Below are 25,718 nucleotides of genomic sequence, written 5' to 3'. Positions count from 1 at the left end.
TACAAGCGGACTATATATCACGATCATCTTGCTTGCTTTTAAAGCACATCTATTCAATTCTTATAGTACACTATTATGTTTTACAAAATACTGAGTATAGGGCTATTCTTTAGTCTATGCCCAACAGCCTCAGCACAAGGTTCTTTTCAAATAAAAGGGGTTGTGTTGCACGTAAAGGACTTAACTCCGGCGCAAGGCGCAACTATCGTCGGGAAAGATCATTTTGCCGTTACATCGGAAACCGGTGCTTTTACCATTAACAATGTGGCTGAAGGCACGTACTCTTTTACCATATCCCATATTGGTTGCGAACCTAAGACCATTAGTGTTGACGTAGACTCTAATTTAGGAGAAGTCAAGGTTTTCTTACATGCAATGGCCACTGTTCTTGACGAAGTAAAAGTGAGCGGTAAAACCAAAAAAAGGGCAATCATGGAAGTTCCTATAGTTTCCCATACGGTTTCCGAAGAGTTTCTGAACCAGAATAGAGAAAATACATTAATGCAAACCTTGAGCAAAATACCCGGAGTGAGCACTATCAATATTGGCTCCGGCCAATCAAAACCGGTGATTCGGGGCTTAGGTTTTAACCGGGTTGCCGTGGTGCAAAACGGCATTAAGCACGAAGCTCAACAATGGGGAAATGACCACGGACTGGAAATAGATCAGCACGGCATTGAAAACATTCAGATTATAAAAGGTCCCGCTTCCTTATTATACGGTTCCGATGCTATTGCGGGCGTGGTAGACATTCAACCTAATGCCATTCCATATCCAAATTCCTTTAGTGGCGCGGTTAACGTTTTGGGGGAAAGCAACAATGATTTGTTGGGGGTTTCAGCGGGCGTGCAAGGAAGAAAGGAAAAATGGTTTTATCGTGCACGCCTAACCTATAGGGATTACGGAGATTATAAAGTGCCAACAGATCAAATCAATTATGAAAATTACATTTTTGAATTACATGAAAATCATTTAAGAAACACGGCAGGAAGGGAAGCTAATGCAAGCTTTAGTGTTGGCTATGTTTCTGATAAGATAAAGTCAGAAACTTTCTTTAGTAATGTAAATTCCAAAAACGGCTATTTTGCCAATGCCCATGGTCTGGAAGCCAGAGCCTCTAGTATTGATTTTGATAGCTCCAACAGGGATATCGACCTTCCCTATCAAACCGTTAATCATTTTAAAGTAATAAATAGCAGCACTTTAGCATTAGGAGAACATACATTTCTGTTCGATTTGGGTTTTCAAACCAATTATAGAGAAGAACATACGGAACCATCACCTCATGGTTATATGCCAACGCCGTCAAATAGCAAAGAGCGCGTGTTCCATAAAAACACATTTTCATTGAATGTCAAAGACTCCTTTAAACCAAATGACAAGCATGATATTGTTACAGGAATAAATGCAGAATATCAGGACAATAAAATAGGTGGATGGGGATTTTTAATTCCGGAGTACAATCGTTTTACTATCGGGGCATTTGCTTATGATCAATATGAAATTCATTCTAATTTTCATCTTTTAGCAGGTATTCGTTATGATTTTGGGCGAATACGGAGTAAATCCTATTTCGATTGGTTTCCGTCTACCATTGATAATGCCGATGGTTCCACTTCGTATGTGTATTTACAAAGGGCCCAAGATAAAACCTTGGATTTTGGTAATATCAGTGCATCTGCTGGGCTTAGTTATATAAATAATAACACCACGTACAAAGTAAATGTGGGCAAGAGTTTTAGAATGCCCCTAGCTAATGAGCTGGCTTCTGACGGTGTTTTTTATAGCATGTACCGTTATGAAAGAGGGAATTTGGATTTGGACCCCGAAGAATCGTATCAATTGGATGTTGATATTGACCATACTACCAAATCGTTTAGCCTTGGTGTCAGTCCTTTCGTTAATTTTTTCCAGAACTATATCTATTTAAATCCAACTTCGGAATACAACGAGACACAACAGGTTTATGAATATACACAAGCCAAAGTCTTTAGGTTCGGGGGCGAACTAAGGGCAAGTACAAAGTTGTTCCATAATTTACGGTTGGATGCCTCTGCAGAATACGTGTATGCCAGACAGACCAGTGGTCCTAAAAAAGATTTTACACTTCCTTTTTCTCCGCCTTTATCCGGACTATTATCCGCTAACTATCAATTTAACAAGCTTTTGTTTTTCGAGAAACCTCAATTGATCGCCGATTTTAGAATTACCGCAGCTCAAGAAGAAATTGTTCCTCCCGAAGAAAAGACCGATGGCTATCAAGTTTTGAACATGTCTTTTTTATCGGAAATAGATGTGTTCAAAAATAATTTACCCCTAGAAATGCGTGTAAAACTCAACAACGTATTCGACACAAAATATTTTAACCATACCAGTTTTTACAGACTTATAGACGTACCAGAAGCTGGCAGAAATATCTCATTATCAATAACAGTACCTTTTTAAATAATCGTTAATTAAAATTAAACCCTATGAAAACAAGTTTTAAATTTTTAGCAATCGTCGCATTTGTCGGACTCTTTTTACAATCCTGTAGTAGTGATGATGATGGAGATGTTGAATTGAACGCTCCTGTCATTTCCGAATTTGAATTTGGCGAAGGTCATCATGACGACGCTGAAGATCACGATCATGATGATGAAACAGAAGAAGCATATGCCTTTAAAGGTTCTGACATTCATTTAGCCGCAGAAATCAGCGCAGCAGCTACCGTAAGCAGCATCACGCTTTCCATTCATTCAGATGAGGTAACTGCCGGAGAAGGTGAAGTAGATTGGGAATTTGAAAAAGTATATACCGATGCTAAATACTTAGTACTTAATCCTGAGTTTCATGAACATGTAGATGTGCCTTCTGATATTCCTTCCGGGGAGTACCATATAGAGCTTTTGGTCACCGATGAAGCCGGGAACAGCACAGAAGTAGAAGGTCATCTTCAAATAATGGATCCCGTTAGCATTAGCGGTTTTGAAATGGATGAAACCGTTGCCAAAGGAAATGATTTCCACATTGAGTTTATGATCGATGCACCAAACGGAATTCATGAAGTCTTGGTTGATATCCATGCCCATGACCTAGAACTTGGTGAAGGTGAAGCTGAGTGGGATTACGAAGGTGATTTTTCCGAAAAATTCCATGAGTTGACCGAAGCGGAGTTTCACGAGCACATTGATGTACCCGCTACTGCCCCGGCCGGAGAATACCATATTATTTTCACTGTTGAAGATGAAGATGGGAACACTACCGAATATGAAACCCATATTGATGTTACCGCATAATTAAACAATACTGCCGCATAGCATCGAAGCGTGCTATGCGGTTTTAAATCTTAAAAAATGAAGTTTACACTAAAACACTTTTATTTTTTATCACTAATACTTCTAACTGCGGCATGCTCCAGTGATGATAGTATTGATAAAGATCAAGAAAAACCTACCATTAGCGTTAATTATACTGCAGGTTTCCCCCAAGGTTGTGCGATGTTAACGAAAGGGGAAACTTATAATTTCAGGGCTATGGTCACTGATAATCAAGCATTGGCCGCCTACAGTATAGATATCCACCACAATTTTGACCATCACACCCATGACGACCAAGTTGCCGAATGCGATTTAGGGGCCATAAAATCACCTGTAAACCCCTTGATTTTCATAGAAAATTATACGGTTGACGAAGGGTTGACCAGTTATGAGTTCAACATTCCGGTAACCATTCCAGATGATATAGACGCGGGCGATTATCACTGTTCATATTCCGTAACGGATAAGACCGGTTGGCAAAGCAGAACCTCTATAGACATAAAAATTGTGGAATAATAAGAACAACACAAATGAAAATAAACAAATCTTACACAAACATTTTACGAACCACTTTGGCAATTGTGTTTTCAGGAATTCTACTAACATCTTGTAGCCATGACGATGAAGATAACTTATCACAGCTGCCGACACCTACAATAAGTGAAGTAGAAATAGGGGCTTCTAACCAAGGCGTCATTGGTAGGGACTTTCACTTTAATGCCGAAGTCGTTGCGGGAAGTACCATTGAAATGGTGAAAATAAATATTAAGCCAATTGAAAACGAAATGTATACGCACGACTGGTCTTTTGAGATATTTTGGGACAAATTTAAAGGTCTTAAAAACAGTACGGTACACGAACATTTTGACATTCCTGAAGATGCCCCTGAGGGAAAATTCGAGTTGGCAATTACTGTTACCGATGAAAACGGGACATCATTGGTAGAAGTTTATGATGTAAGTCTTATTGACCCGGCAAACCTTCCTGTTGACCCCTATATATATTTATGGGACTTTTATACGAATGGCGGAGCATCTTATATGTCAATTAATGAAACACTGGAAAACCCCGAAGGTGTAGCCTATTCCAGTGGTGATGTATTCCAATCTTCCGCCACCATTAAAGATGTGAAAGGCGATGGAAAAATGTACCTTATTTTCATTAAGAAGTCAGCAAATCATCTTCCTAAGATTGTAGATGATATTGATTTTTCAAAGGTGATAGTGTATGACGTTTTTGAACATAAAAACTGGGAAGATGTAGGTTCGTTCAGCAATAGGATCTTTGCTTGGGAGGCAGAAGAGGAGCGTGTTTCCCCTGAACTTACAATAGGGGCATCGGTTGATAATAACAAACCAGGGCCAAACCCTATAAATGAAGAAAAATCTTGGCAAACAACTGAATATTATTTCGGTGTAGTATATACCAACACCACCTATGACATTAGCGTTTACCATTACTTTGAACTCGATATCTCAATGGAATAGGCATCCGTATAACCCGTATTAAGAAACCAGTCTAAAATAAAAAGCTGTACAGAAGCTTAAATACACCTCTTACCATATGGAAACTATTATTACGATTGTTGGTTTTTTGGGCGCAGGAAAAACTACCCTGTTAAAATTTTTAATTGATAGTTTTTCAAAAAAAGGATACGACCCTTTTCTTGTCCTTAACGATTATGAGAATGCCCATATGGATGCCCAACAGTTTGTAGGGCAAATGCAAACCAATAGTATAAAAGCCTTAACAGGCAGTTGTATTTGTTGTAGTGGTATTGTAGAGCTCAGAAACATAGTCAATAGAATTCCCAAAAGAGAAAAGGGTATTACGTTAATTGAAGCCAATGGTACTTCTGATGCTTGCGCTCTAATGGAGTTCTTAGGTGTAGGCTTAAATGACAGGTTCTTACCCCCTATTCAAATATCGGTGGTGGACGTCAAAAACTGGCAAAAACGGGGAGACTATAACGAATTGGAAGCCAATCAGATTCAGGTTTCCTCACTTCTTGTCTTAACCCATCTAGGGAATACAACAAAAAGCAGGCAGGATACAGTCGTAAAGGAAATAAAAGCGCTCAACCCATTGGCACAAATTAGCACTATGGAAGATTTAAATATTTTGCTTCTTCCCGAACTGTTACCGACTGCCGGTACGGTTCAAAAAATGGAGCATCAAAAAGCACACTGGTCTTCCTGCTCTGCGGATTTACCCATGCTACCTCATCTAGAATGTATTCACGCCATTTGCAGGACACTCCCCAAAAATATACTCAGGGTAAAAGGTTGTGCCCAAATTAATGGGGAAAGTGCTTATACTTACTTTGAACGTAACCCAGATGGCGAGATCCATATCAGACCCTTTAACGGTGTTCCCATAACAGGCACCAAACTTTTGACCATAGGACCCGGCAGCAGTCCCGAAACCTTAGAAAAAACAATACGTCAAAGCCTAAACGCATCAATTTCTGAAAAGAAGCAAAAACCTTGAGACAGAACCCATAGCAAGCGTCAATTAAATTTTAAATCGTACAGAAATGAAAAAATTGCCCGTAACCGTATTAAGTGGCTTTCTAGGTGCTGGAAAAACCACCTTACTCAATCACATTTTACATAACAAACAAGGTTTAAAAGTAGCTGTTATTGTAAATGATATGAGCGAAGTAAATATAGATGCCCAATTCATTGAAAACGAAAATACACTATCTAGAACCGAGGAAAAATTGGTAGAAATGTCTAATGGGTGCATTTGTTGTACGCTAAGGGAAGACCTTATGATAGAGGTGGAAAAACTAGCTGCCCAAAACAAGTTCGATTACCTTCTTATTGAAAGTACGGGCATTAGCGAACCCATTCCCGTCGCGCAGACCTTTACGTTCGAAAGCGAAGACGGCACTATAGATTTAAGTCGTTTTAGTTATGTCGATACAATGGTTACCGTAGTTGACGGATTCAACTTTTTAAAAGACTTCTCCAGTCCCGATTATCTAGCTACCCGGTCTTTAACGGATATTGAGGGAGACCATAGAACCATTGTTAATTTACTTACCGATCAGATTGAATTTGCCAATGTTATTATCATCAATAAAATTGATTTAATTACTGCGGATCAACTAGAAGAACTTAAGGCCATTATTCATAAATTGAACCCTGAAGCGCGTATTATTACGGCAACCGAATCTAATGTTGAACTAACGAATGTAATCAATACAGGTATGTTCGATTATGAAAAAGCGGAGGCCTCGGCAGGATGGATTCAGGAACTGGAAAATGAACACGTACCTGAAACCGAAGAATACGGAATTGGTTCCTTTGTTTTCAGAAGTAAAAAACCATTTCATCCCGAACGTTTTTTAACCTACCTGAACCAAAGTTTCCCTCAGAATATCATTAGAAGCAAAGGCTTGTTCTGGTTAGCTTCAAGATCGGACCAAGCATTGTTATGGAGCTCCGCAGGAGGTTCTTGCAAAGCAGATTCTGCCGGTGTGTGGTGGACGTCCATGCCTTTTTCCGAGCGGATAAACTATGCTTCGTTTACCGAAAATCAGGAACAAATTGAAGCGGATTGGGATGTTCTTTTCGGTGATAGAAAAACAGAACTGGTTTTTATTGGACAGCATATAAACAAAGAAAAAATGATTTCCGAATTGGAAGACTGTGTTCTCACGGATCCGGAAATCGACCTATGGAAAAATCAATTATTCCCCCAGCAAGACCAGTGGCCTATAGAGTAATACCAGAAAATAGATACTATTCAAAATGGTTCAAACAGACAATCTTAAATTCCAGTATAAAAAAGCGGAACCTTTGTTCCACTTTCCTAACATTACCCTCGAAGAGCAGGAAAACCTTCTTATTCTAGGAAAGTCGGGAATAGGGAAAACAACCCTCTTACATCTTCTAGCCGGCCTGTTAAAGCCTGTTAGTGGATCGGTTATGATCGATGATGTACAGATCAACAGACTATCGCATTCGCAACTCGACACATTCAGGGGGCAAAACATGGGGCTTGTATTTCAAAAAAACCATGCCGTAAGGTCCTTGACCGTTCTAGACAATTTAAAAGCCCGTCTTTTTTTCAGTAAAAAACCCATTGACCTGGCCGCAATTGCTTCTTTATTGGAGCAACTGGATTTAAAAGAAACCCAAAAAAAGAAGGTAAACGAACTGAGTGAAGGTCAACTACAACGGTTAGGTATTGCTATGGCCGTTATACACAACCCACAAGTCATTCTAGCCGACGAACCTACCTCTAGCCTCGATGATGAAAATTGCAGTGCCGTAATGCAATTGCTACAACAGCAGGCCGAGAAAAACCAAGCGAATTTAGTGGTCATTACCCATGACATCCGTATGAAGTCTGGGTTCAAAAACATCATTACCTTATGAACAATTGGAAAATAAGTCTTAAGAACCTCCTCCATAAGCCGCTCTATGCGTTTTTAAGTGTCTTTTCCCTTTCCATAAGCATCGGTTTATTACTGGGCATACAACAATTGGACACGTCTATACAAAACCAGTTTGAAAATGCTTTGGGTTCTATAGAAATGGTGGTAGGCGCCAAGGGAAGTCCATTACAATTGGTCCTTTCATCCGTTTTACACATCGATAAGCCAACGGGAAACATTGCGTATAGCGAAGTGGCAAAAATAAAAAAGAATCCTCTAATAAAGGAAGCTGTACCTATATCCTACGGCGATAACTATAAAGGCTATCGCATAGTAGGTTCTACCCAGGGTTTTGCAAAAATGTACGGAGCCGAACTTTTGGAGGGAAGAGCGGTAGAAAATTCTATGGAAGCCGCTATAGGGAACGATGTTGCCCAACAATTAGGCCTAAAGTTGGGAGATACATTTTTAAGTTCCCATGGTCTAACGGAGAATTCAATAGAAGAACATAGCGAAGCCTTTACCGTCGTCGGCATTTACAAGCCTGCGTACAAAGTAATTGATAGGCTCATCATAACCGAACTAGCCAGTATTTGGGATGTTCACGATCATGGCGATCATGATGAAGAAGCCCATGACGAACACGGTGAACATGATGCGGACGAGGAACACCAAGAAGAGGGAGAACACAAAGAACATGACAATCATAGCGAACACGATTTGCATGATAAAGACGACAAAGAAATAACCTCTATATTGGTCTCCTTTAGAAATCCCATGGGACTCATGACCATGCCAAGAACTATTAATACAAATACCGACATGCAAGCCGCCTTGCCCAAATACGAATTGGAAAGACTCTTCCGTTTTACGGGCGTTGGGGTTAAAGCAATTTCTTGGATCGCTTATATCATTCTACTCATATCCTGTATTACCATCTTTATCGGCCTATATAAAATGGTAAGAGAACGTGCGTTCGACCTTGCCTTAATGCGTACCTACGGCGCCAGTAACTTTCAATTGTTCCGTATTATAGGTTTTGAGGGGATTTTAATGGTACTGGCATCCTTGTTTTTCGGCTTTTTGTTTTCCCTAATCGGATTACATTTTATGGTCGACCTATTTAAGTCTCAGTTTCAACAAGATATCATACTAACATTTTCTGCTGACCAAATGCTACAGACCCTGCTCATAGTAGTCGTCATATCCGTAGTTTCCATTGTTTTGGCCATTCTTCCCTTGTTAAAAATGAATATCTCAAAAATTTTAAGTGATGAAAAATAAGCTTTTATATGCCCTATTCCTTTTTGTTTCAATGACGGCCGCAAGTCAGACAGACCTCACATGGGATGATTTGGCCAAAATAGATTACACCGAGAAATATTTCCCGGCCTATGAATCGAACTTTCTATACCCGGAGTTTAGTCAAGAAATAATCAACCTTCAGGGCAAGCAGGTAAGCCTATCGGGATATTATTTAGACGTAGCCCCCAATGGTGACCTCTTTATTTTATCCAAAAACCCACTGGCATCTTGTTTCTTTTGTGGTAATGGGGGACCGGAAACGGCAGTAGAACTCCAGTTTAAAACCAAACCCGACTTTAAAACAGATGATGTAGTCCTTATTACCGGTACATTAAAACTCAATAAGGATGATGTAGAGCACTTTAATTATATCCTTACGGATTGTTCTGGTTTTCTTTTGAAATAAGAGACCCATTTCATGTACTAAAAAATCTAAAAAATGAACAGAAGAAAATTTTTCAGAAACGGATCACTGCTCACTCTGGGAACGACCTTACTTCATCCTTTCGGTAGCGCCGCCAATACCGTTCAACAGGGTAGGATCAATAAAAACAAAAAGGCCAAGAACATCATTGTAATCGTTAGTGATGGTATGAGTATTGGCACGTTGAACATGGCCGACCTCTATCTTTCCAGAAAAACGGGTACAGGTACAAATTGGTTGCAACTCTATAAAGACAACAAGGTAACCCGATCCTTAATGGATATGGCTTCGGCCAGTTCTATTGTAACGGATTCTGCTGCCGCAAGTTCCTCTTGGGGAGGCGGTGTCCGCATTGATAACGGCGCATTAAACGTGAGCAGAAATGGAGAAGAACACCTTCCTATTTGGCAGAAATTTAAACAAGTGGGCAAAAAAGCGGGTTGTGTTACTACCGTACCCATTACCCATGCTACCCCTGCCGGCTTTTGTGTCAATTCTAAATCTAGAAACGCCCAAGAACAAATTGCCGAGAAGTATTTACAGCATAAATTTGATGTAATGATGGGGGGCGGCGATACTTACTTTTCTCCCGAAAAGAGAAAGGATAAAAAAAACATGTACCAAGATTTTGCTTCGAACGGTTATAAGGTCGTCAAAACAAGAAGCGAGATGCTTTCCGCATCTATCGACCAACCCATTTTAGGCGTTTTTCACGATAACGGACTTCCGTATTCCATAGACCGAGAAAATAGCAAGGAGCTACAACAAAAAGTACCCACACTTGCCGAAATGACACAAAAAGCCATAGAGGCCATGAAAGGCCACCCCAAAGGTTTTGTATTGCAGGTAGAGGCAGGAAAAGTAGACTGGGCCGCACATGGTAACGATATTGCCGGACTTATTTATGATCAAGTAGCCCATGACGAAGCAATACAAGTAGCCATGGATTTTGCCGAGCAAGACGGAGAGACTTTAGTAATTATTACCACAGATCATGGAAATGCCAACCCAGGAGCCATATACGGCAAAGAGGCAAACGACAATTTTGATTCTATTCAGCAATACAAACATACCAATGATTGGATTTTAAACGGTATTGGCAGGGAAACATCTATATCACAGTTAAAAGAAAGAGTGAATTACGCCAATAACATTGTCCTTACCGACGATGAGGCCAAACTCTTATTAAGCTATTATTCACAACTACATGTTGAAGATGGCCTTTATAATCCAAAGCACCTGCCTTTTAAAGTTTTGGCAGAAATTCAAAAACAGTATAATTCCGTAGGTTGGATCAGTATGCAGCATTCTGCCGATTATGTTGAACTGGCCGTGTACGGACCGGGAAGCCACCTTTTAAAACCTTTTATAAAGAACACGGACCTGCACTACTTTATGCTCGAAGCGGCGGAAGTAGAAAATGCATTTTAAAAAACCGATGTGTCATACAGAAGGGAATTCTTAAAAAAACCAAATCAAGGTCATTTGGTAGTGGGGTCTCAAGAATAAGCAAGGGCTATTCTATAAACCGGTCGAATTTTGCGATTGCCCTAATCATCAAAAGGGCTGACCACATGTAACAAAGCAGGTTCCGCAACTCGGGTGTATACCATGGTGGTCTTAATAGAGCTATGACCCAGCAACTTTTGTATTACCCTAATATCGGTTCCCCTTTCCAAAAGATGCGTCGCATAACTGTGCCTCAAAGTATGTGCGGTAATCTCTTTGTTGATTTGGGCTCTTTTGGCCGCTGCCTTAAGAAGTTTGTTAAAACTTGAACTGGAGTACTTCCCTCCTTTTTGCCCCTCGAACAAAAAGAGCTTTGGTGAAAATTCTTTATAATACTTACGAAGCATGTCGAGAATTTTTTCGGATAAGGGAAGTATACGGTCTTTATTACCTTTTGCCGATTTTACATGTATGACCATCCGAGATGAGTCAATGTCCATGATTTTCAGGTCTATTAATTCGCCAACCCTTAAACCCGCACTATAGGCAAGGGCAATCATGCTTTTATGTTTAATATTATTGGCGCTTTCTATGATTTTTAGCACATCTTTTTTTGCAATCACCACAGGAAGTTTGTCTGGCTTTCTACTCGGAAATAAAAATTCTAGGTTAATATTTTGCCTGAACATTTCCTTGTAGTAGAGTTTCAGCGCCATCGCAATCTGTTTCTGATAGGAGTAAGAAACTTTTTTGGTGTGCACCATATGGTAAAAATACTTGTGCAGCTCCGTTTCGTCCACTCGATTTAAAGGTTTTTTAAAATAAAGCACGGCCAACTTTACAATAGACGAATAACTGTCTATTGTATTTTTACTATACCGTTTAACCTCCAATATTTTCACAAAATCACGAACGGACATACTTATAGCGAATATATAGATTTTAAGTAAAAAGTATTAGATTTATCCTAAAATAAGCATGTTATGCGGCAAATGCCGTATATCCACTAGTTGGTGGCAAGGCTAAAAGACGACATCGAATATGATAGATAAATTAACAACCTTATTAAAGTTTCAAGAAATATTTGAACTAAAAAGTTGGACTTTAATGGACGGCTGTGACGACAAATTAAATCGTTTTGGTGACCTAATAGATAACTTGAAACAAGATGAAATAAACTTACTGCTCGAACTGACCCATATGTATGAGTGGATGTCATATAATGACTATCACAATAATCTGCGAAGACTCTTGAAAACAGCATTAGAAGAGCAATTCAAAGATAAAAATCAACTAATATTCTTCCCGATAATTAAACCTACAGACGAAGGAGAAGTAAAGAGTGGACACGTTGTAATGAAAATGCTTGAAGGAATAAAACCTTCAATTAATGGATTTAAAAACTTGTCAGTCAATTTATTGAAAGAATTTAGAGACTTAAAATCTGAAAAATTGACTATGACTGATAATGATTTTCTAATCTTAGTTGATGATTATATTGGAAGTGGAAAAACTTTGAATAAAGCACTATCTGCGGTTGCACATAATGAAAGTATTACACATCAAAATTTTGGGATTTTGACAATGGCAATTCAAGAACAAGCAAAAGTTGAATTGGATGAACAAGGAATTATAAATTATAATTCTTTGATTTTAAAAAAAGGTATAAGCGACAATTATGTTACGCCTGATTTAGAAACCAAGATTGAAATAATGAAAAGGATTGAGAATAAAATCCCCAAGGTATCTAAATATAGAATGGGATATGAAAAATCCGAAGCGTTAATTACATTAATGAGAACACCCAATAATACTTTTCCAGTTTTTTGGAAAGGCATTATATCAAAGGGTGAAGAAATAGAAGCACCATTTCAAAGGTATTAACACAATGAAAGAGAAAGAGATTTTTTTGCTTTTAAATGCAATTAAGAAAAACACAGACATTAAGCGACTTGTCAGAGAAGGATTATCCTATTCAGATATAGCGCGATTAACCAAAGAAGCTATAACAAACGGACTTGTTGATTATCAAGATGAAAAAATTCAATTATCTAACAATGGAATTGAACTGTATGAACAAATAAAAGATAACTACAAAAGAACAAACAAGGATGAATGGATAGAGAAAGATATTAAAAGTCAGATACCACGTATTGATAAAAACACTATTTTTGTTCCACGTCAAAACGAGTTGACATTTTAGTTCTTTCTCAAAATATTGTATCAGTTTCGGCTGATACCGGAGCCGTGAGTCACTGCTCTGTAATTGAATGGGCTTTCAAGCTCTCGGGCTTAAAAGGGGTTCCGCAGAGCTGCACCCCTTTTAAGCCCGTATTCACTAATTTGAGTGTGGGGGCATTGCCCCCCACTCAATTAACGATTTTGAGAAAATGACATTTGAACAATATAAAATAGCCTTTGAAAAGGCAGCCTCAAATTCAGGATATTCAGAACTGAACATTAAACGTTGTTTGGATTACGCAAAGCCGTTGATTGAAAACAATGTTCCAATAATTTACAATACATCACATTTTTCTTCGCTTGTTGGCTACAAAAAAGCCTATATCAAAAAAGCTGTATATTACACCAAATCGTTTTATACAGATTATGCGATTAAGAAGAAAAATGGAAAGACCAGAACTATTTCTGAACCATTACCTAGTCTGAAAGAAATTCAAACTTGGATTTTACAAAATATCTTTCAACAGCTTAAAGTAAGCCCATATGCCAAGGCATATAAAAGAAAGGTAAGTATAGTTGAAAATCTGAAATTTCATTATAACCAACCTAAGGTTTTTACCTTGGATTTAAAAGATTTCTTTCCTTCTATAAAAATACACTCAGTAGAGCAAATTTTTAAATCTCTTGGCTATTCGGACTTAATTTCTAATCTACTTGCTAAGCTTTGCACAAAGGAAAATTGTTTACCACAAGGTGCACCAACAAGTCCTTACATCTCAAACTTATACTTTCTGCCAGCTGACAATCATATTTCTGAATTCTGTAAACAACATTCCATTAGATATACAAGGTATGCTGACGATCTAACTTTCTCAGGTAACTTCGATGAAAACGCAGTTTTAAATTTTGTGTCTGAACAGATAGTAAAATTAGAATTGGTAATTCATCCAGATAAGATAAAACTAATGACACCTAATCAAAGACAGTCGGTTACAGGAATTGTAGTTAATCAAAAACCACAAGTTGTTTTTCATAAACGTAACAAAGTAAGACAGGAACTTTACTACATTAAGAAGTTTGGGTTGGCAAATCATATGGAGCGAAAAGGAATAAAAAAAAGAAACTATTTAGAACATCTATTAGGTAAGGTGAATTTCATTATTCAAATCAACCCGACCGATACAGAGTTTATAGAATATAAAGAGTATTTGATTAAGTTAAAAAGTGAGATTAGCGGTCAGACGTAGAAGCCCAGCCACCAACAATGGCTATAAGTAACTGCTTGTTCTCGCCTACATCTGAAAATCCTCTCGGATTTTCAGTTTGGTTTGTACTTGCAAAGTTAAGTGCTAAACCACGCAACTACTCATAGCCGAGACCGTTGTGGCGAATTGCCTTCGGCCGCGTCCCTACATCGAAAAAAGCAAGACGGGCAACACTCCGTACCCATACCTTTTTTCGATTCCCGGTGCGCTCAATACGCCACAACGGCCCGGGAAGGGCGGCGCAAAAATATAGGGAGCGACCTCAGAGAACCGTAGAGACCTCCCGAAGGAAAACGAAACACAACAAGGGATAAGCCCCACGGATGCGCAGCCCAGACCCTTAACGCGTATGCTGCGCATCCGCAGGGCCTAGTCCCGGGCCGTTGGCATCAAGCTAAACAACTCTGAACTTTAAGTAAATAACTTTAAAAAATGGAAAATTATTCTGAAGAAGATTTAGACCAAGCAGCTATTAGAATTACATCTTTAATTCATAAATGTGAAAAATCTTTAGAAAAACTAATAGATAGAGACAGGTCTTCTCAAAAAAGCCTTCTTGTGAATAGAATAGAAGCGTTAAAAATTGCATTGTCTTTAATAAAAAAAGAAAAGAATAAAAAATTGAAATGAAAGAAAACAAAAGCCAGTTGCCAACAAGGGTAATCGTTGCACAAGCCGTCATCGGGAACAAATTGATAGTTTTTAAGTTACAAAAATAACTAAAACGCAGAATATCAGTTAATTGTATTTTGCAAAAAATACCCTAACAAGTAGGTATTGATGGAATTCATGGTTGTGCAACAGGCACAAGGGCTATACGTAATGCGGGTTTTCTACTAAACGAAAGGTCAGAGCATTTAATAAAGTCCGCCAATACTTTAATTTGGTGTTTAAGCTGAATAAATTAAAAACAAAATATAAACTCTTGGCTACGTGCAAATTTGAAAACTCCGCTTTTCAAATCCCGCACTACGCATAGCCGAGACGTTATGTAGCAGTGAGCAAAGAGAAATGTATAACGCAACCATTGCGGAAATTAGGCGGAACATTTCCCCTCTTCTGAACTATAAAAAAGAAAAAAAGCTTGTTTGCGGAATTAGAAAAAGCTGCGGAATATCTTAAATTTCTGAACTCTATAAAATCAATCGGAATTCAAATACTTTGCGGAATAAGAATAAAACTGAACTCACTCAAACTCCGAAAAAGGTCAAGCCAATCTTTATCAAAAAATCAAAACCGCTACATAACATTGGTAACCGTTGCACAACCCGTCATCCGGAATAAATTGATAGTTTTTGAATTATAAGAAATAATTAAAAGACAAAATATCAGTTAGTTATATTTTACAAAATAACCTAACAAGTAGGTGTTGATGGAATTCATGCTTGTGCAACAGGCACATTGTATAAAAATAATGCGTATTTTAGTACAAAATTTATAAGGCAGTGTCTGTTTACTAACTCTGATTTTCCTGCGGAAAATCCTCGAGCTCAAAATAACGCACTATTCTTATACGTAACCGTTGTGGCGAATTGCCTTCGGCCGCGTCCCTACATCGAAAAAAGCAAGACGGGCAACACTCCGTACCCATACCTTTTTTCGATTCCCGGTGCGCTCAATACGCCACAACGGCCCGGGAAGGGCGGCGCAAAAATATAGGGAGCGACCTCAGAGAACCGTAGAGACCTCCCGAAGGAAAACGAAACACAACAAGGGATAAGCCCCACGGATGCGCAGCCCAGACCCTTAACGCGTATGCTGCGCATCCGCAGGGCCTAGTCCCGGGCCGTTGTAGCACATTTAAAAAATGGAAGCAGAACACCCTACAAAATATTATAGTAGTTTAAAAGAGTTTCAAGAAGCTGAACTGATTTTTCATAATTATCAGAAGACTCATAACATAATACGTAATGATTATTTGAATCTTATTGAGTTGACTTTTGAATCAAAGAATGACCAAAAAGCATTTAATACATTATACAGAGCTTGTTTAAGAGAGTTATTTTCTTTGATTGAATCCGATTTATTTAATTTAAACAGACTTGATAGCTATCAAAATTATTCAGATAGAGATAAGTTTATGGTAAAATTCAAAAAAACATTCAAGCAAATAGCTAAGACTTGGGAAAAAACTGATATTCAAAAAGAATATTTTGATTCAGATTTAGAACGATTAAAAACAATAAAAACCGAAAGAGATAGAATCACACATCCGAAAAGTCCAAATGATTTTAAAGTAACAACAATAGACGATTTTAATACATTTAAAAGAGTTTTTAACGAATATGACGGATTTATAAATAAAATGATGAATGGATTTTTTATTGGAATGAAAAATTATCCAATCAGTTAAAAAACGTGCTACAACAAAACCTCTTTTTAAGCAATAAATCCGCAATGACCGACAAGGAAATTATAAATGACTTTTACACACTTATTACGAGAAAGGTAAAAGAGAATGGATTAAATACTGAGGCAGATAAGATTAAACTGGATTCCTTCTTTATTGGTCAAAAAGCAGTTGATTCAAGACTAGATTATAACATAACTCAAGATATCAGATACATACACGCAGACTTAGTTTATGTAACTGGAATTTTATTCGCTCTTAGACCTTACATTAATAATCCAATAAATGAAACAGCAATCTTAAAAGGCAAAGAATTTAGTACCTACAGACAGAATATGTATGATTCCCTTTATGGAATGTATGCAAGTATATGTTTTGAAAAGCTTTATAACTTTTGGGACAGAATTGGAGATAAAATCGCGAATGAATTTCCAGATAAGTTTCCAAATCCGAGGGCAATTATGTTTGCAAACGTTATTGAGAACTTAAAAACTGAATATCAAACAAATCACAATATAAAATGGCTAATTGATTTCAAAGACGGAGAATTTAAAGACTTCAATGAAAAAAGAAAAGTTGTTGTTCATTACGAACATATAGAAACGAAATACAAAGAATTAATTTTAAGTAATACTGGTGATATGACTAAGATTAAAGAAATATTCTTAGAAAAGTCTGGATTACCTGAGTTTTTTCAAAAACACATTAAATTGACTAACGAAGGTATTAAGCAAACTTATGACTTTGTAAAAAGCAGAACGTAAAAAACGTGCTACAACAAAACCTATAAACAATACGGGCTTCGGGCTTAGTCGCAGGGTTTGTGTATTTTTATGAAGTCCGCAAAATCTTTGGGATTTTGCTTTAAACAAGGAAAAGAAAAAAACAAAACAAAAAGATTTTGCTATGTGCGTGGCGGAAAGCAAACGCTAGTTTGCTCCCGTACTGTTCATAGCTAAACCGTTGTGGCGAATTGCCTTCGGCCGCGTCCCTACATCGAAAAAAGCAAGACGGGCAACACTCCGTACCCATACCTTTTTTCGATTCCCGGTGCGCTCAATACGCCACAACGGCCCGGGAAGGGCGGCGCAAAAATATAGGGAGCGACCTCAGAGAACCGTAGAGACCTCCCGAAGCAAAACGAAACACAACAAGGGATAAGCCCCACGGATGCCCAGCCCAGACCCTTAACGCGTATGCTGCGCATCCGCAGGGCCTAGTCCCGGGCCGTTGGCAACAAGCTGAAAAAACGACAATGAAGTACTTCAATCTTTTCGGAAAACCCAAAGGACAGAGCTCAAATTCTGAATCTGAAATATCGGAATTTGAAAAAAACAAAGTTTTTAAGAGTTTACCAAAAGAGAAATGGAAACCAGCTTACAACGAGCTGAATAAAATAATTGGTATAAACCTCAAGGAATACGGATTTAAAAAGAAAGGCAGAAAACATTATCGACTGACAAATGACTTACTTGAAGTTATTGATATTGACAATCGTGGAAGTTGGTCTGGAGCGAAAGACGATATAGAAATTCGAATTGGATTAGTTCCTTATTGTTGGGAAGGTCTTACGAACGAATACTATTTAATTGGCTCGAAAAAAATAGAAGAAATAGACAAAACAATCAGAAAACATTTCCGAATATCAAAAGAGTATCTAATACTAGCAGATTATTTATCAGAGAAATTAATTGTAAATGCGTTGCCATTTTTTGACAAATACAATTCGACCAAAAAGATAACGAGCAAACCAAATATTTTTCCATTTTATTCCAAGTGTGGAGGAAATGACATTTACAAATCTCAATTTTTAATTTTATTCTCGGAACTCAAACAGCATAAAGTGAATAAAGCCATCGAGATTTTGGAAAACGAGATAGAGCTTCACGAACGATTAGAAAATGTAGAAATAGTAAATAAATGGAAAGAACTGAAAGAATTAATTGAAAGAAAAGAATGGACTGAAATTGACAAAATTTTAGCCGAAAACGAACAGAGAGAATTAAACAAACTGAAAATAAAGCCAGTTGCCAACACCGGTAACCGTTGCACAAGCCGTCATCAGGAACAAATTGATAGTTTTTGAATTATCAGAAATAATGAAAACCCAATATATCAGTTAGTTATATTTCACAAAATAACCTAACAAGTAGATGTTGATGGAATTCATGCTTGTGCAACAGGCACACCGTATAAAAATAATTACGGTTTAGTGCTTAATCAAAGGTCGTTGCGTGTTTGTAACGTCTGAATTTCCTTCGGAAATTCCTCGCATACAAACCCGCAACTATTCTTATACAACAACGTTGTGCCACATTAAAAAAATGACAGAGAAACTAAACGGAGCACCAATTTCAGGAGAGTATGAAGAAATCCTGTTTGACTTGCCAGGACCTTGGCGAGAACAAGTTTGGCATTACGTGAAGTTTACAACAAGAGACGGACTTGGATGGGTTGGTGGTTTCAGAGAAAAGGACAACCACAATTTCTTAGTTGCAGAATTAAATAGTAAAGGAGTTGCGTGTGTTGTTTCGGGTGGACACGGTTACATAATTGACATTAACCAAAAAGAGAAAATTAAAGACCTTGAAACCGACACTATCCTTGACCTAACTGCTGACCAAGAAACAAGTTCGTTTTACATTTCGCGTTGGTGGGACTTAAAATTGGTTGACAAAGAATTTAATGAGATTGACATTCAAGTCCCTATCGATTGTGACGGGATTTTCTTTAAAGAAAAGGACGGTCGAGAACTGAATTTAGAAATTGAAGAAATTGGTGCAGACTTAATCAAAAACCAAGATTACTACGTGGACTTGGACGAAAGAGAAATAAAAAAACGTGGCACAACAATGCATAAAAGTAATGGCGGAGAAAGTGCTAAAACAAAAGTTGATACTATTAATAAACGTAAGTCTTGGCCGAAAAGATTGTGGTCTTAAAACCGCCACTACTCTTATGCGAGCCGTTGTAACACATTTCTCAAACATGAAATTTAAGGACATCATAAATTCTCTAAAGACTTATATCTTTTTTGGAATTGTCTATATCGGATTTCTTGCGATACTTGCTGGCCTTGGTTACCGGGGGAGATGGAGACCAATGGGAGACTTAAATCCTTACTTTGTTGCTTTCGGAATTGTCCTAATAATTCCACTTCTTTACTGGATAATAAAAACAAAACTGACAGACAGAGCTGCAAAAGCGGAGAACGAAAAAAGAATTGAAAAACTTAAAAAAGATGGACAAAAAATTGAGATAGACTTAAATAAGGTTAAGGTAAATTCAAGTTCTTGGCAAGAACAAATTATAACAGACAATACACGATATGCTGGACTTAATGAGGTTGTGGGAAGAGGAGATAGAAATTTAAAGTTGGTAAATCGGACTTTAAATCAAATATCATTTAAAAAAACCATTAAGGGCCGAACAATAACCTATAGAGAGTCAATTGAAATGGATACGGATAACCTGAAAATTCATTTTGCATTGAAAAAGAAAACCATTCTATATATTGACCCAGACGACAGAAAAAATATGTATCTGGACTTAGAATTTTTAAAATAAAAACGTGTTACAACATGGTGTATAATTAATTGCGGTCGGAATTTCCACTTGGAAATTCCTGCAATCAATTATCTTTAGAGTCAGGCGGACATTTTCCGTTGGAAAAGTCCGCAACTAATCATACATAAACCGTTAGGCACAAGCTACTCACTCAACTCAAAATATGAATCCGAAACAAAAATTAGAATCAATTTTAACCAATAAGTACGAATCTGAAGATGGAGATTTATATAAAGTAGAATTGTTGGACGGAATGACCAATGAAGAAATTGTTGAATACAAAAAGCAGTTACCTAACAATTTTCTTCCTACTGAAATTGAAGAACTTTTAAAGTTTAGTAAAGGTTTTGAATTTTACGGATTAGAAGAAGTTCGATTTGACTCATTTGGACATTTTGGTTTTGAAGAAATGTTTCCTAATTCAATCCAACTTGCTGGAGATGGATTTGGGAATTTTTGGATTCTTGACATTGACACAAAAGGAAATTGGAATTCAGTCTATTATGTTTGTCACGACCCAGCAGTTATTGTAAAACATTCCGAAAATTTAAGTCAATTTATTGAGCAGGTTGACGAATATGGAAAAAAAGGAAATGAATCAACACTTGACATAATTCACGAACAAACCGTTATGGAAATTTGGACTGAAAAAGTCGGAATTATGGAAAAGAATGAGAAAGACTATGATTTTGAAAACAAAAAAATAGCATTTCCTGAAATGTTTTTAATTGTAGATTTAACAAATGAACCAATAAAAACCGGATTTCCTTGGGGAAAATCAGGTCCCAATACGAAAATCATAAGACCGACAGATAAACCGATTTGGATTGTAGAGAAAAAAGTAAAACAAGGATTTCTATCAAGATTATTCGGAGGAAAAAAATAAAGCCAGATGCCTAACACCGTGTATAATTCATTGCTAGTTATAGTCTACTTACGAAAGTCCTCGCGGACTTTCTATCTGTGATTTATTTGCTAACTTTAGTGCTTAAACACGCAACGAAATCATACACAAACACGTTGTGGCGAATTGCCTTCGGCCGCGTCCCTACATCGAAAAAAGCAAGACGGGCAACACTCCGTACCCATACCTTTTTTCGATTCCCGGTGCGCTCAATACGCCACAACGGCCCGGGAAGGGCGGCGCAAAAATATAGGGAGCGACCTCAGAGAACCGTAGGGACCTCCCGAAGCAAAACGAAACACAACAAGGGATAAGCCCCACGGATGCCCAGCCCAGACCCTTAACGCGTATGCTGCGCATCCGCAGGGCCTAGTCCCGGGCCGTTAGCTATAATCAAAAAAAAATGACATTCTATCAAAAAGAAATAAATCGAATTAAAGGAATTTGTTACTCAAATGATGGACAAAGTCAAACAGTAATTGGAACACGAAGTTACATTGAGAACAACTTTGACAAAAAATTGAATTTGGACGTACTCTCGCACATCAGGTTTACTTCAAAATTTCATCTTTTACGACTTTTTAAAAAATACTACGGACAGACACCCAAACAGTACTTAATCGATAAAAGGATTGAACAATCAAAAAACTATTTAAAAATGGGAAGGTCTGTTTCGGAAACTTGTTATTCTGTGGGCTTTGAAACCCCGAGCTCATTTAGCACATTATTCAAATCAAAAACAGGATTGACACCAAGTGAATATCAAAAGAGCAATTTTCACAAAGTAAATCATAATCGGATTTGAGATATTGCAGCTAAATTTAAAATCAATAATTATGAAAGTACGAGTATTAAGTATTCCTGTCCAGAACCAAGACAAAGCTCTAAAATTTTACACCGAAATATTAGGGTTCATAAAGAAATTAGATATTCCATTGACCGAAGATAATCGGTGGTTAACGGTGGTTTCAAAAGAACAGCTTGATGGTCCTGAAGTTTTATTAGAGCCAGCACCAAAAGATTTTGAACCAGCTAAAATTTATCAAAATGCACTTTTTAACGCAGGAATACCGTGTGTTCAATTTGATGTTGAGAGTGTACAGGCGGAGTATGACAGGCTTACAAAGTTAAATGTTGATTTTACTGTAAGACCTACTGATATGGGAGCTGCACGAATTGCGGTTTTTAATGACACTTGTGGAAACCTAATACAAATCGCTCAATTGATATGATGAAGAAAAAGAAATACGCAAATGGACAAAAAACCTATGAGCAAAATGGGGATACATTGACTTATTTCTTTAAAAATGGTGAGATAAAAGCATTTGGAAAATCAGTAAATGATATAATGCAAGGAGAATGGAAATTTTTTAGGGAATCAGGCCAACTTTGGCAAGTAGGTAATTTTAAAGACAACTTAAAAGAAGGAAAATGGGTGAGGTATGACAAGGAAGGTAAACTTGAATATGAAGAATATTTTGAAAATGGAAATAAGCTAAATAAATAAACACTACCGCCAACAATGTGTATAAGCAATAGCGGTTTGAGTGCTAATTCGAACCGTTTTCCCATTTAATTTAAGTTTATTTCGATCCGAAAAGTGTCGCTTAAAATCCGCTACTGCTCATACACGAGACCGTTGTGTGTAATTACCACTCAAACCAAAAAGTATACAACATTCGAAAATCCGTATAAGGAGTTTAACCTACTTCCATCCGACCTTTGTCTTATAATTTTTACACAAAAAACAGACCACAATGGAAGCAAATAAATTTGGCAAAAAAGGTTGGACACCTGACAGAATTGGGGATTTGAACGGAAAAGTATTCGTTGTAACAGGTACCACAAGCGGAACAGGGTTTGAAGCTGCAAAAATTCTTCTTTCAAAAGGTGCAAAAGTGGTAATGCTTAATAGAAACTCAAAAAAAGCAGAAGACACCATTGCTTCATTGAAACAAGAATTGGGTAAAGACATTGAAGCAATTAATATTCAAATGGACTTATCTAAACAAGCATCTGTAAAAAAGGCAGCCGAAGAAGTATTAAAAACAGTTCCTCAAATAGATGCTCTTATTTGCAATGCAGCAATTGCCCAAGTACCAAAACAGACGCTAACTGTTGACGGTTGGGAGAGTCAAATGGGAACGAATTATTTTGGAAATTGGACATTGCAGGCTTTATTGTTCCCACTTATTGAAAAATCCAAAGGTCGAATTGTAACCGTTGGAAGTTTGGGATATGATATGGGCATCAAAACGATAAAATTTGATGACTTGAATTGGGAGAAAGACTACACCCCTAATAATGCTTACAGCCAAAGTAAACTTGCACAGATAATGTCAATGTATGAATTGCAAGATAGATTGAAAGAAGCTGGAAAAACAGATGTTAAAGCCTATGCGTGTCATCCTGGTTCTTCAAGAACCAACTTGATAAATACAAGCGGTAGTTTTATGATGAAATTCATCTTTAATCTAATGAAATTATCCCCATTAACGCAATCCGCTGAAAAAGGTGCTTATCCGCAATTAATGTGTGCAACAGAACCAAATTTGGACCAAAGCGGATTTTACGGTCCAACAGGAAGAAGCAATTGGGTTGGTCCGGTTGGAGCACACAAAATAGAACCACATGCTAAAGATAAAACAGTAGCTAAACGACTGTGGGAGCTATCGGAAAAAGAGACAGGTGTAAAATGGAATATCTAAATTAGTGAAATGAAACACTTCAAAACCTTATCATCCTATTTAGAGTATTTAGAATTGCCTCGTCCAGAGCATCCTATGTTGAGCGTGTTCAACTCGAAAGGTGACGGCTATTTACCTTGTCCAAGAAAAAGTTCGCCACCAATAACTAATGATTGTTATTCTATAAGTTTTAAAAAATATGTGGAGGGAGATTTAAACTATGGACGAACAAAATATGATTTTACCAATGGAGCTTTAATCTTCATTTCCCCAAGACAAGTTTTGCAATGGGATAATAGCGTAGTATTTGAGCAAAAAGGCTTTTCAATAAACTTCCACGAAGATTTTTTGAAAGGAACGGAATTGGCTCAACAAATTAAAAAATACGGTTTCTTCTCATATTCCGTAAATGAAGCTTTGCACCTTTCGCCTAAAGAAGAAAGGCAAATAGAGTCCATTGTTGAAAATATTGAAATTGAGTATCAAAACAACCAAGATGCTTTTAGCAAAGATATCATCATTTCGCAGTTGGACACTTTACTAAAATACGCCAATCGTTTCTATGAAAGACAATTTTTAAATAGAAAAGAAATATCAAATAATTTGTTAGAGCAATTTAATCACCATTTAACTGAATATTTTGAATCTGGACAATTAGAAGAAAGAGGCATTCCAAGTATAGAAGAAATCGCAAATAAAATGTCGGTTTCGCAACGTTATTTAAGTGACACTTTAAAAAAAGAAACAGGTAAAACGACAACCGAACATTTACACCTACATCTCATTGACAAAGCAAAAAATATACTATTACAACCAAATAAAAGTATTTCAGAAGTTGCTTATGAATTAGGATTTGAATATCCCCAATATTTCTCACGATTATTTAAAAAGAAAGAAGGTATAAGCCCTAAGGAATACAGAGAAAAGTATAAACTAAACTAAAATGGAACTATTAAAATTAGCCACAGAGTGGGCAAAAGCTGAAGTATTCTCAACACGTTTTTTCATCTTTTTTGCGATTGGATTTTTAATCGCAAGTATTGGGTTTTGGCAGTTAGGCAAAACAGATTTAGCAAGGGCCTATTTCATTCCGACTTTAATAGCAGGCATTCTACTTTTAATTATTGGTAGTGGTCTTAACTACACAAATATTCAAAGAGTTAAACAGTTTGAGAAAGACTTTAATGCTGATGCAGCTGCTTTTTACCAATCCGAAATAGAACGTACAGAAAGTACATTAAAGGAGTATACCGTTGTTTTTAAAGTAATTCCAATTATGATTATCTTAGCAGCATTATTAATTCTGTTTGTTAACACGCCAACTTGGAGAGCAATTAGTATTACAACCATTGCTATGCTAACAGTCATTCTAATAGTTGACGGCACAGCATATTCAAGAATTGAATCTTATAATACAGAATTGAGAATGATTGACTTAAAAGAATAGATGTAAAAATAACTACAGCTAACAAAGAACTGAGTTAAAAAACAACTGTTTTCTCGGTTAATTTTAAAACATAATTATTCTTTGCCAATAACCTAAAAATAAATCTTGCCTTTTTTGACATCACTGCTTTTTCAATCTATCCCTTGACCTTAATCCGCTCTTTCGTTCTCTCTGGTTAATACTATAAATTTAAAGAGAATCAAACTTAAGATGGTAATCGTTGCACAAGCCATTGAAAAGCAAAAAAACGGATTCATATAAGCCTCTTTACGGGGCTTTTTTATGTCGGGTCAGAATCGAGGCACCAAATTTAGATGTTTTATGCAAGTCCCGAACAAGTATTGAAGCGCATTTTTTACCAAGACTGCCAAATCAAGCCGTCCCGCCCCACTTTTGGAACGTTTCTGTTCGAACTTCAGGTACTTTTTAAGATTATAGGCTATGGCCGAGAGG

27 protein-coding genes are annotated in these 25,718 nt (G+C 37.2%); 26 read left to right on the top strand and 1 reads right to left on the bottom strand.

Translation table 11 applies throughout. The features are described 5' to 3' along the window. The first annotated feature begins 75 nt into the window (after positions 1-75). The 10 genes from BW980_RS05110 to BW980_RS05065 all read left to right on the top strand — a co-directional run bounded on the left by BW980_RS05110 (position 76) and on the right by BW980_RS05065 (position 10,846). Positions 76-2,445: a TonB-dependent receptor gene (locus tag BW980_RS05110; protein ID WP_076453884.1), complete on the top strand. Its 2,370-nt coding sequence runs from the start codon at positions 76-78 to the stop codon at positions 2,443-2,445. A gap of 26 nt (positions 2,446-2,471) precedes the next feature. Next, positions 2,472-3,278 (top strand): DUF4625 domain-containing protein, encoded by an 807-nt coding sequence (locus BW980_RS05105; protein ID WP_076453883.1) that lies wholly within the window; start codon positions 2,472-2,474, stop codon positions 3,276-3,278. A gap of 57 nt (positions 3,279-3,335) precedes the next feature. Continuing rightward, complete coding sequence (locus BW980_RS05100) at positions 3,336-3,815, top strand: DUF4625 domain-containing protein (protein ID WP_076453882.1); 480 nt, start codon at positions 3,336-3,338, stop codon at positions 3,813-3,815. Positions 3,816-3,829: 14 nt separating this feature from the next. After that, positions 3,830-4,786, top strand: coding sequence for a DUF4625 domain-containing protein (locus tag BW980_RS05095; RefSeq protein WP_076453881.1), 957 nt, complete (start codon positions 3,830-3,832; stop codon positions 4,784-4,786). Between the two features lie 76 nt (positions 4,787-4,862). Continuing rightward, positions 4,863-5,789, top strand: coding sequence for a GTP-binding protein (locus BW980_RS05090; RefSeq protein WP_076453880.1), 927 nt, complete (start codon positions 4,863-4,865; stop codon positions 5,787-5,789). 46 nt (positions 5,790-5,835) lie between these two features. Next, on the top strand, positions 5,836-7,032 hold the full coding sequence (locus BW980_RS05085; protein ID WP_076453879.1) for a GTP-binding protein: 1,197 nt from the start codon (positions 5,836-5,838) through the stop codon (positions 7,030-7,032). A 25-nt stretch (positions 7,033-7,057) separates the two neighbouring features. Then, entirely contained in the window at positions 7,058-7,687 is a 630-nt protein-coding gene (locus tag BW980_RS05080; protein ID WP_076453878.1) for an ATP-binding cassette domain-containing protein, read from the top strand. Continuing rightward, complete coding sequence (locus BW980_RS05075; protein ID WP_076453877.1) at positions 7,684-8,970, top strand: ABC transporter permease; 1,287 nt, start codon at positions 7,684-7,686, stop codon at positions 8,968-8,970. Before BW980_RS05080 ends, BW980_RS05075 begins: the two co-directional genes overlap by 4 nt. Next, a complete protein-coding gene (locus BW980_RS05070; protein WP_076453876.1) occupies positions 8,960-9,397 on the top strand; it encodes a hypothetical protein in 438 nt (145 codons plus the stop codon). The genes BW980_RS05075 and BW980_RS05070 overlap by 11 nt, the downstream gene beginning before the upstream one ends. 33 nt (positions 9,398-9,430) lie before the next feature. Further along, positions 9,431-10,846 carry an alkaline phosphatase gene (locus BW980_RS05065; protein ID WP_076453875.1) on the top strand — a complete coding sequence of 472 codons (1,416 nt, stop codon included), beginning with the start codon at positions 9,431-9,433 and terminating at the stop codon, positions 10,844-10,846. Between the two features lie 119 nt (positions 10,847-10,965). Here BW980_RS05065 and xerA read toward each other — a convergent pair whose 3' ends face one another. After that, positions 10,966-11,784, bottom strand: a complete 819-nt coding sequence (xerA, locus tag BW980_RS05060; protein WP_076453874.1) for a site-specific tyrosine recombinase/integron integrase — start codon at positions 11,782-11,784, stop codon at positions 10,966-10,968. A gap of 121 nt (positions 11,785-11,905) precedes the next feature. On the opposite strand from xerA, the gene BW980_RS05055 reads away from it, so the two are divergent. The 16 genes from BW980_RS05055 (at position 11,906) to BW980_RS04980 (ending at position 25,265) form a co-directional block, all read left to right on the top strand. Continuing rightward, positions 11,906-12,748 (top strand): phosphoribosyltransferase-like protein, encoded by an 843-nt coding sequence (locus BW980_RS05055; protein WP_076453873.1) that lies wholly within the window; start codon positions 11,906-11,908, stop codon positions 12,746-12,748. Between the two features lie 4 nt (positions 12,749-12,752). Continuing rightward, positions 12,753-13,067: a hypothetical protein gene (locus BW980_RS05050; protein ID WP_076453872.1), complete on the top strand. Its 315-nt coding sequence runs from the start codon at positions 12,753-12,755 to the stop codon at positions 13,065-13,067. A 187-nt stretch (positions 13,068-13,254) separates the two neighbouring features. After that, on the top strand, positions 13,255-14,292 hold the full coding sequence (locus tag BW980_RS05045) for a reverse transcriptase family protein (protein ID WP_076453871.1): 1,038 nt from the start codon (positions 13,255-13,257) through the stop codon (positions 14,290-14,292). A 450-nt stretch (positions 14,293-14,742) separates the two neighbouring features. Then, a complete protein-coding gene (locus BW980_RS05040; protein ID WP_076453870.1) occupies positions 14,743-14,940 on the top strand; it encodes a hypothetical protein in 198 nt (65 codons plus the stop codon). Between the two features lie 1,177 nt (positions 14,941-16,117). Further along, positions 16,118-16,663 (top strand): hypothetical protein, encoded by a 546-nt coding sequence (locus tag BW980_RS05035; RefSeq protein WP_076453869.1) that lies wholly within the window; start codon positions 16,118-16,120, stop codon positions 16,661-16,663. Between the two features lie 44 nt (positions 16,664-16,707). Then, positions 16,708-17,424 (top strand): Cthe_2314 family HEPN domain-containing protein, encoded by a 717-nt coding sequence (locus BW980_RS05030; RefSeq protein ID WP_076453868.1) that lies wholly within the window; start codon positions 16,708-16,710, stop codon positions 17,422-17,424. Between the two features lie 491 nt (positions 17,425-17,915). Then, positions 17,916-18,746, top strand: a complete 831-nt coding sequence (locus BW980_RS05025; RefSeq protein ID WP_076453867.1) for a DUF4304 domain-containing protein — start codon at positions 17,916-17,918, stop codon at positions 18,744-18,746. A gap of 238 nt (positions 18,747-18,984) precedes the next feature. Beyond that, positions 18,985-19,602: a hypothetical protein gene (locus tag BW980_RS05020; protein WP_076453866.1), complete on the top strand. Its 618-nt coding sequence runs from the start codon at positions 18,985-18,987 to the stop codon at positions 19,600-19,602. Between the two features lie 46 nt (positions 19,603-19,648). Next, positions 19,649-20,227, top strand: coding sequence for a hypothetical protein (locus tag BW980_RS05015; RefSeq protein ID WP_076453865.1), 579 nt, complete (start codon positions 19,649-19,651; stop codon positions 20,225-20,227). A 163-nt stretch (positions 20,228-20,390) separates the two neighbouring features. Next, positions 20,391-21,113, top strand: coding sequence for an SMI1/KNR4 family protein (locus tag BW980_RS05010; RefSeq protein WP_076453864.1), 723 nt, complete (start codon positions 20,391-20,393; stop codon positions 21,111-21,113). 421 nt (positions 21,114-21,534) lie between these two features. Continuing rightward, positions 21,535-21,936 (top strand): helix-turn-helix domain-containing protein, encoded by a 402-nt coding sequence (locus BW980_RS23005; protein ID WP_076453863.1) that lies wholly within the window; start codon positions 21,535-21,537, stop codon positions 21,934-21,936. Positions 21,937-21,967: 31 nt separating this feature from the next. Further along, positions 21,968-22,363, top strand: a complete 396-nt coding sequence (locus tag BW980_RS05000; protein ID WP_175609853.1) for a VOC family protein — start codon at positions 21,968-21,970, stop codon at positions 22,361-22,363. Further along, positions 22,360-22,638, top strand: coding sequence for a toxin-antitoxin system YwqK family antitoxin (locus BW980_RS04995; protein ID WP_083690420.1), 279 nt, complete (start codon positions 22,360-22,362; stop codon positions 22,636-22,638). The genes BW980_RS05000 and BW980_RS04995 overlap by 4 nt, the downstream gene beginning before the upstream one ends. 250 nt (positions 22,639-22,888) lie before the next feature. After that, the gene (locus tag BW980_RS04990) at positions 22,889-23,839 is read left to right on the top strand and encodes an SDR family oxidoreductase (protein ID WP_076453861.1); all 951 of its coding nucleotides are present in this window, start codon (positions 22,889-22,891) and stop codon (positions 23,837-23,839) included. A gap of 9 nt (positions 23,840-23,848) precedes the next feature. Next, entirely contained in the window at positions 23,849-24,760 is a 912-nt protein-coding gene (locus BW980_RS04985) for a helix-turn-helix domain-containing protein (protein ID WP_076453860.1), read from the top strand. 1 nt (position 24,761) lies between these two features. Further along, positions 24,762-25,265, top strand: a complete 504-nt coding sequence (locus tag BW980_RS04980) for a hypothetical protein (protein ID WP_076453859.1) — start codon at positions 24,762-24,764, stop codon at positions 25,263-25,265. Positions 25,266-25,718: the final 453 nt, after the last annotated feature.

The organism is Zobellia uliginosa (assembly GCF_900156625.1).
Classification (GTDB): domain Bacteria; phylum Bacteroidota; class Bacteroidia; order Flavobacteriales; family Flavobacteriaceae; genus Zobellia; species Zobellia uliginosa.
This window is presented reverse-complemented; position numbering and strand designations above follow the sequence as displayed.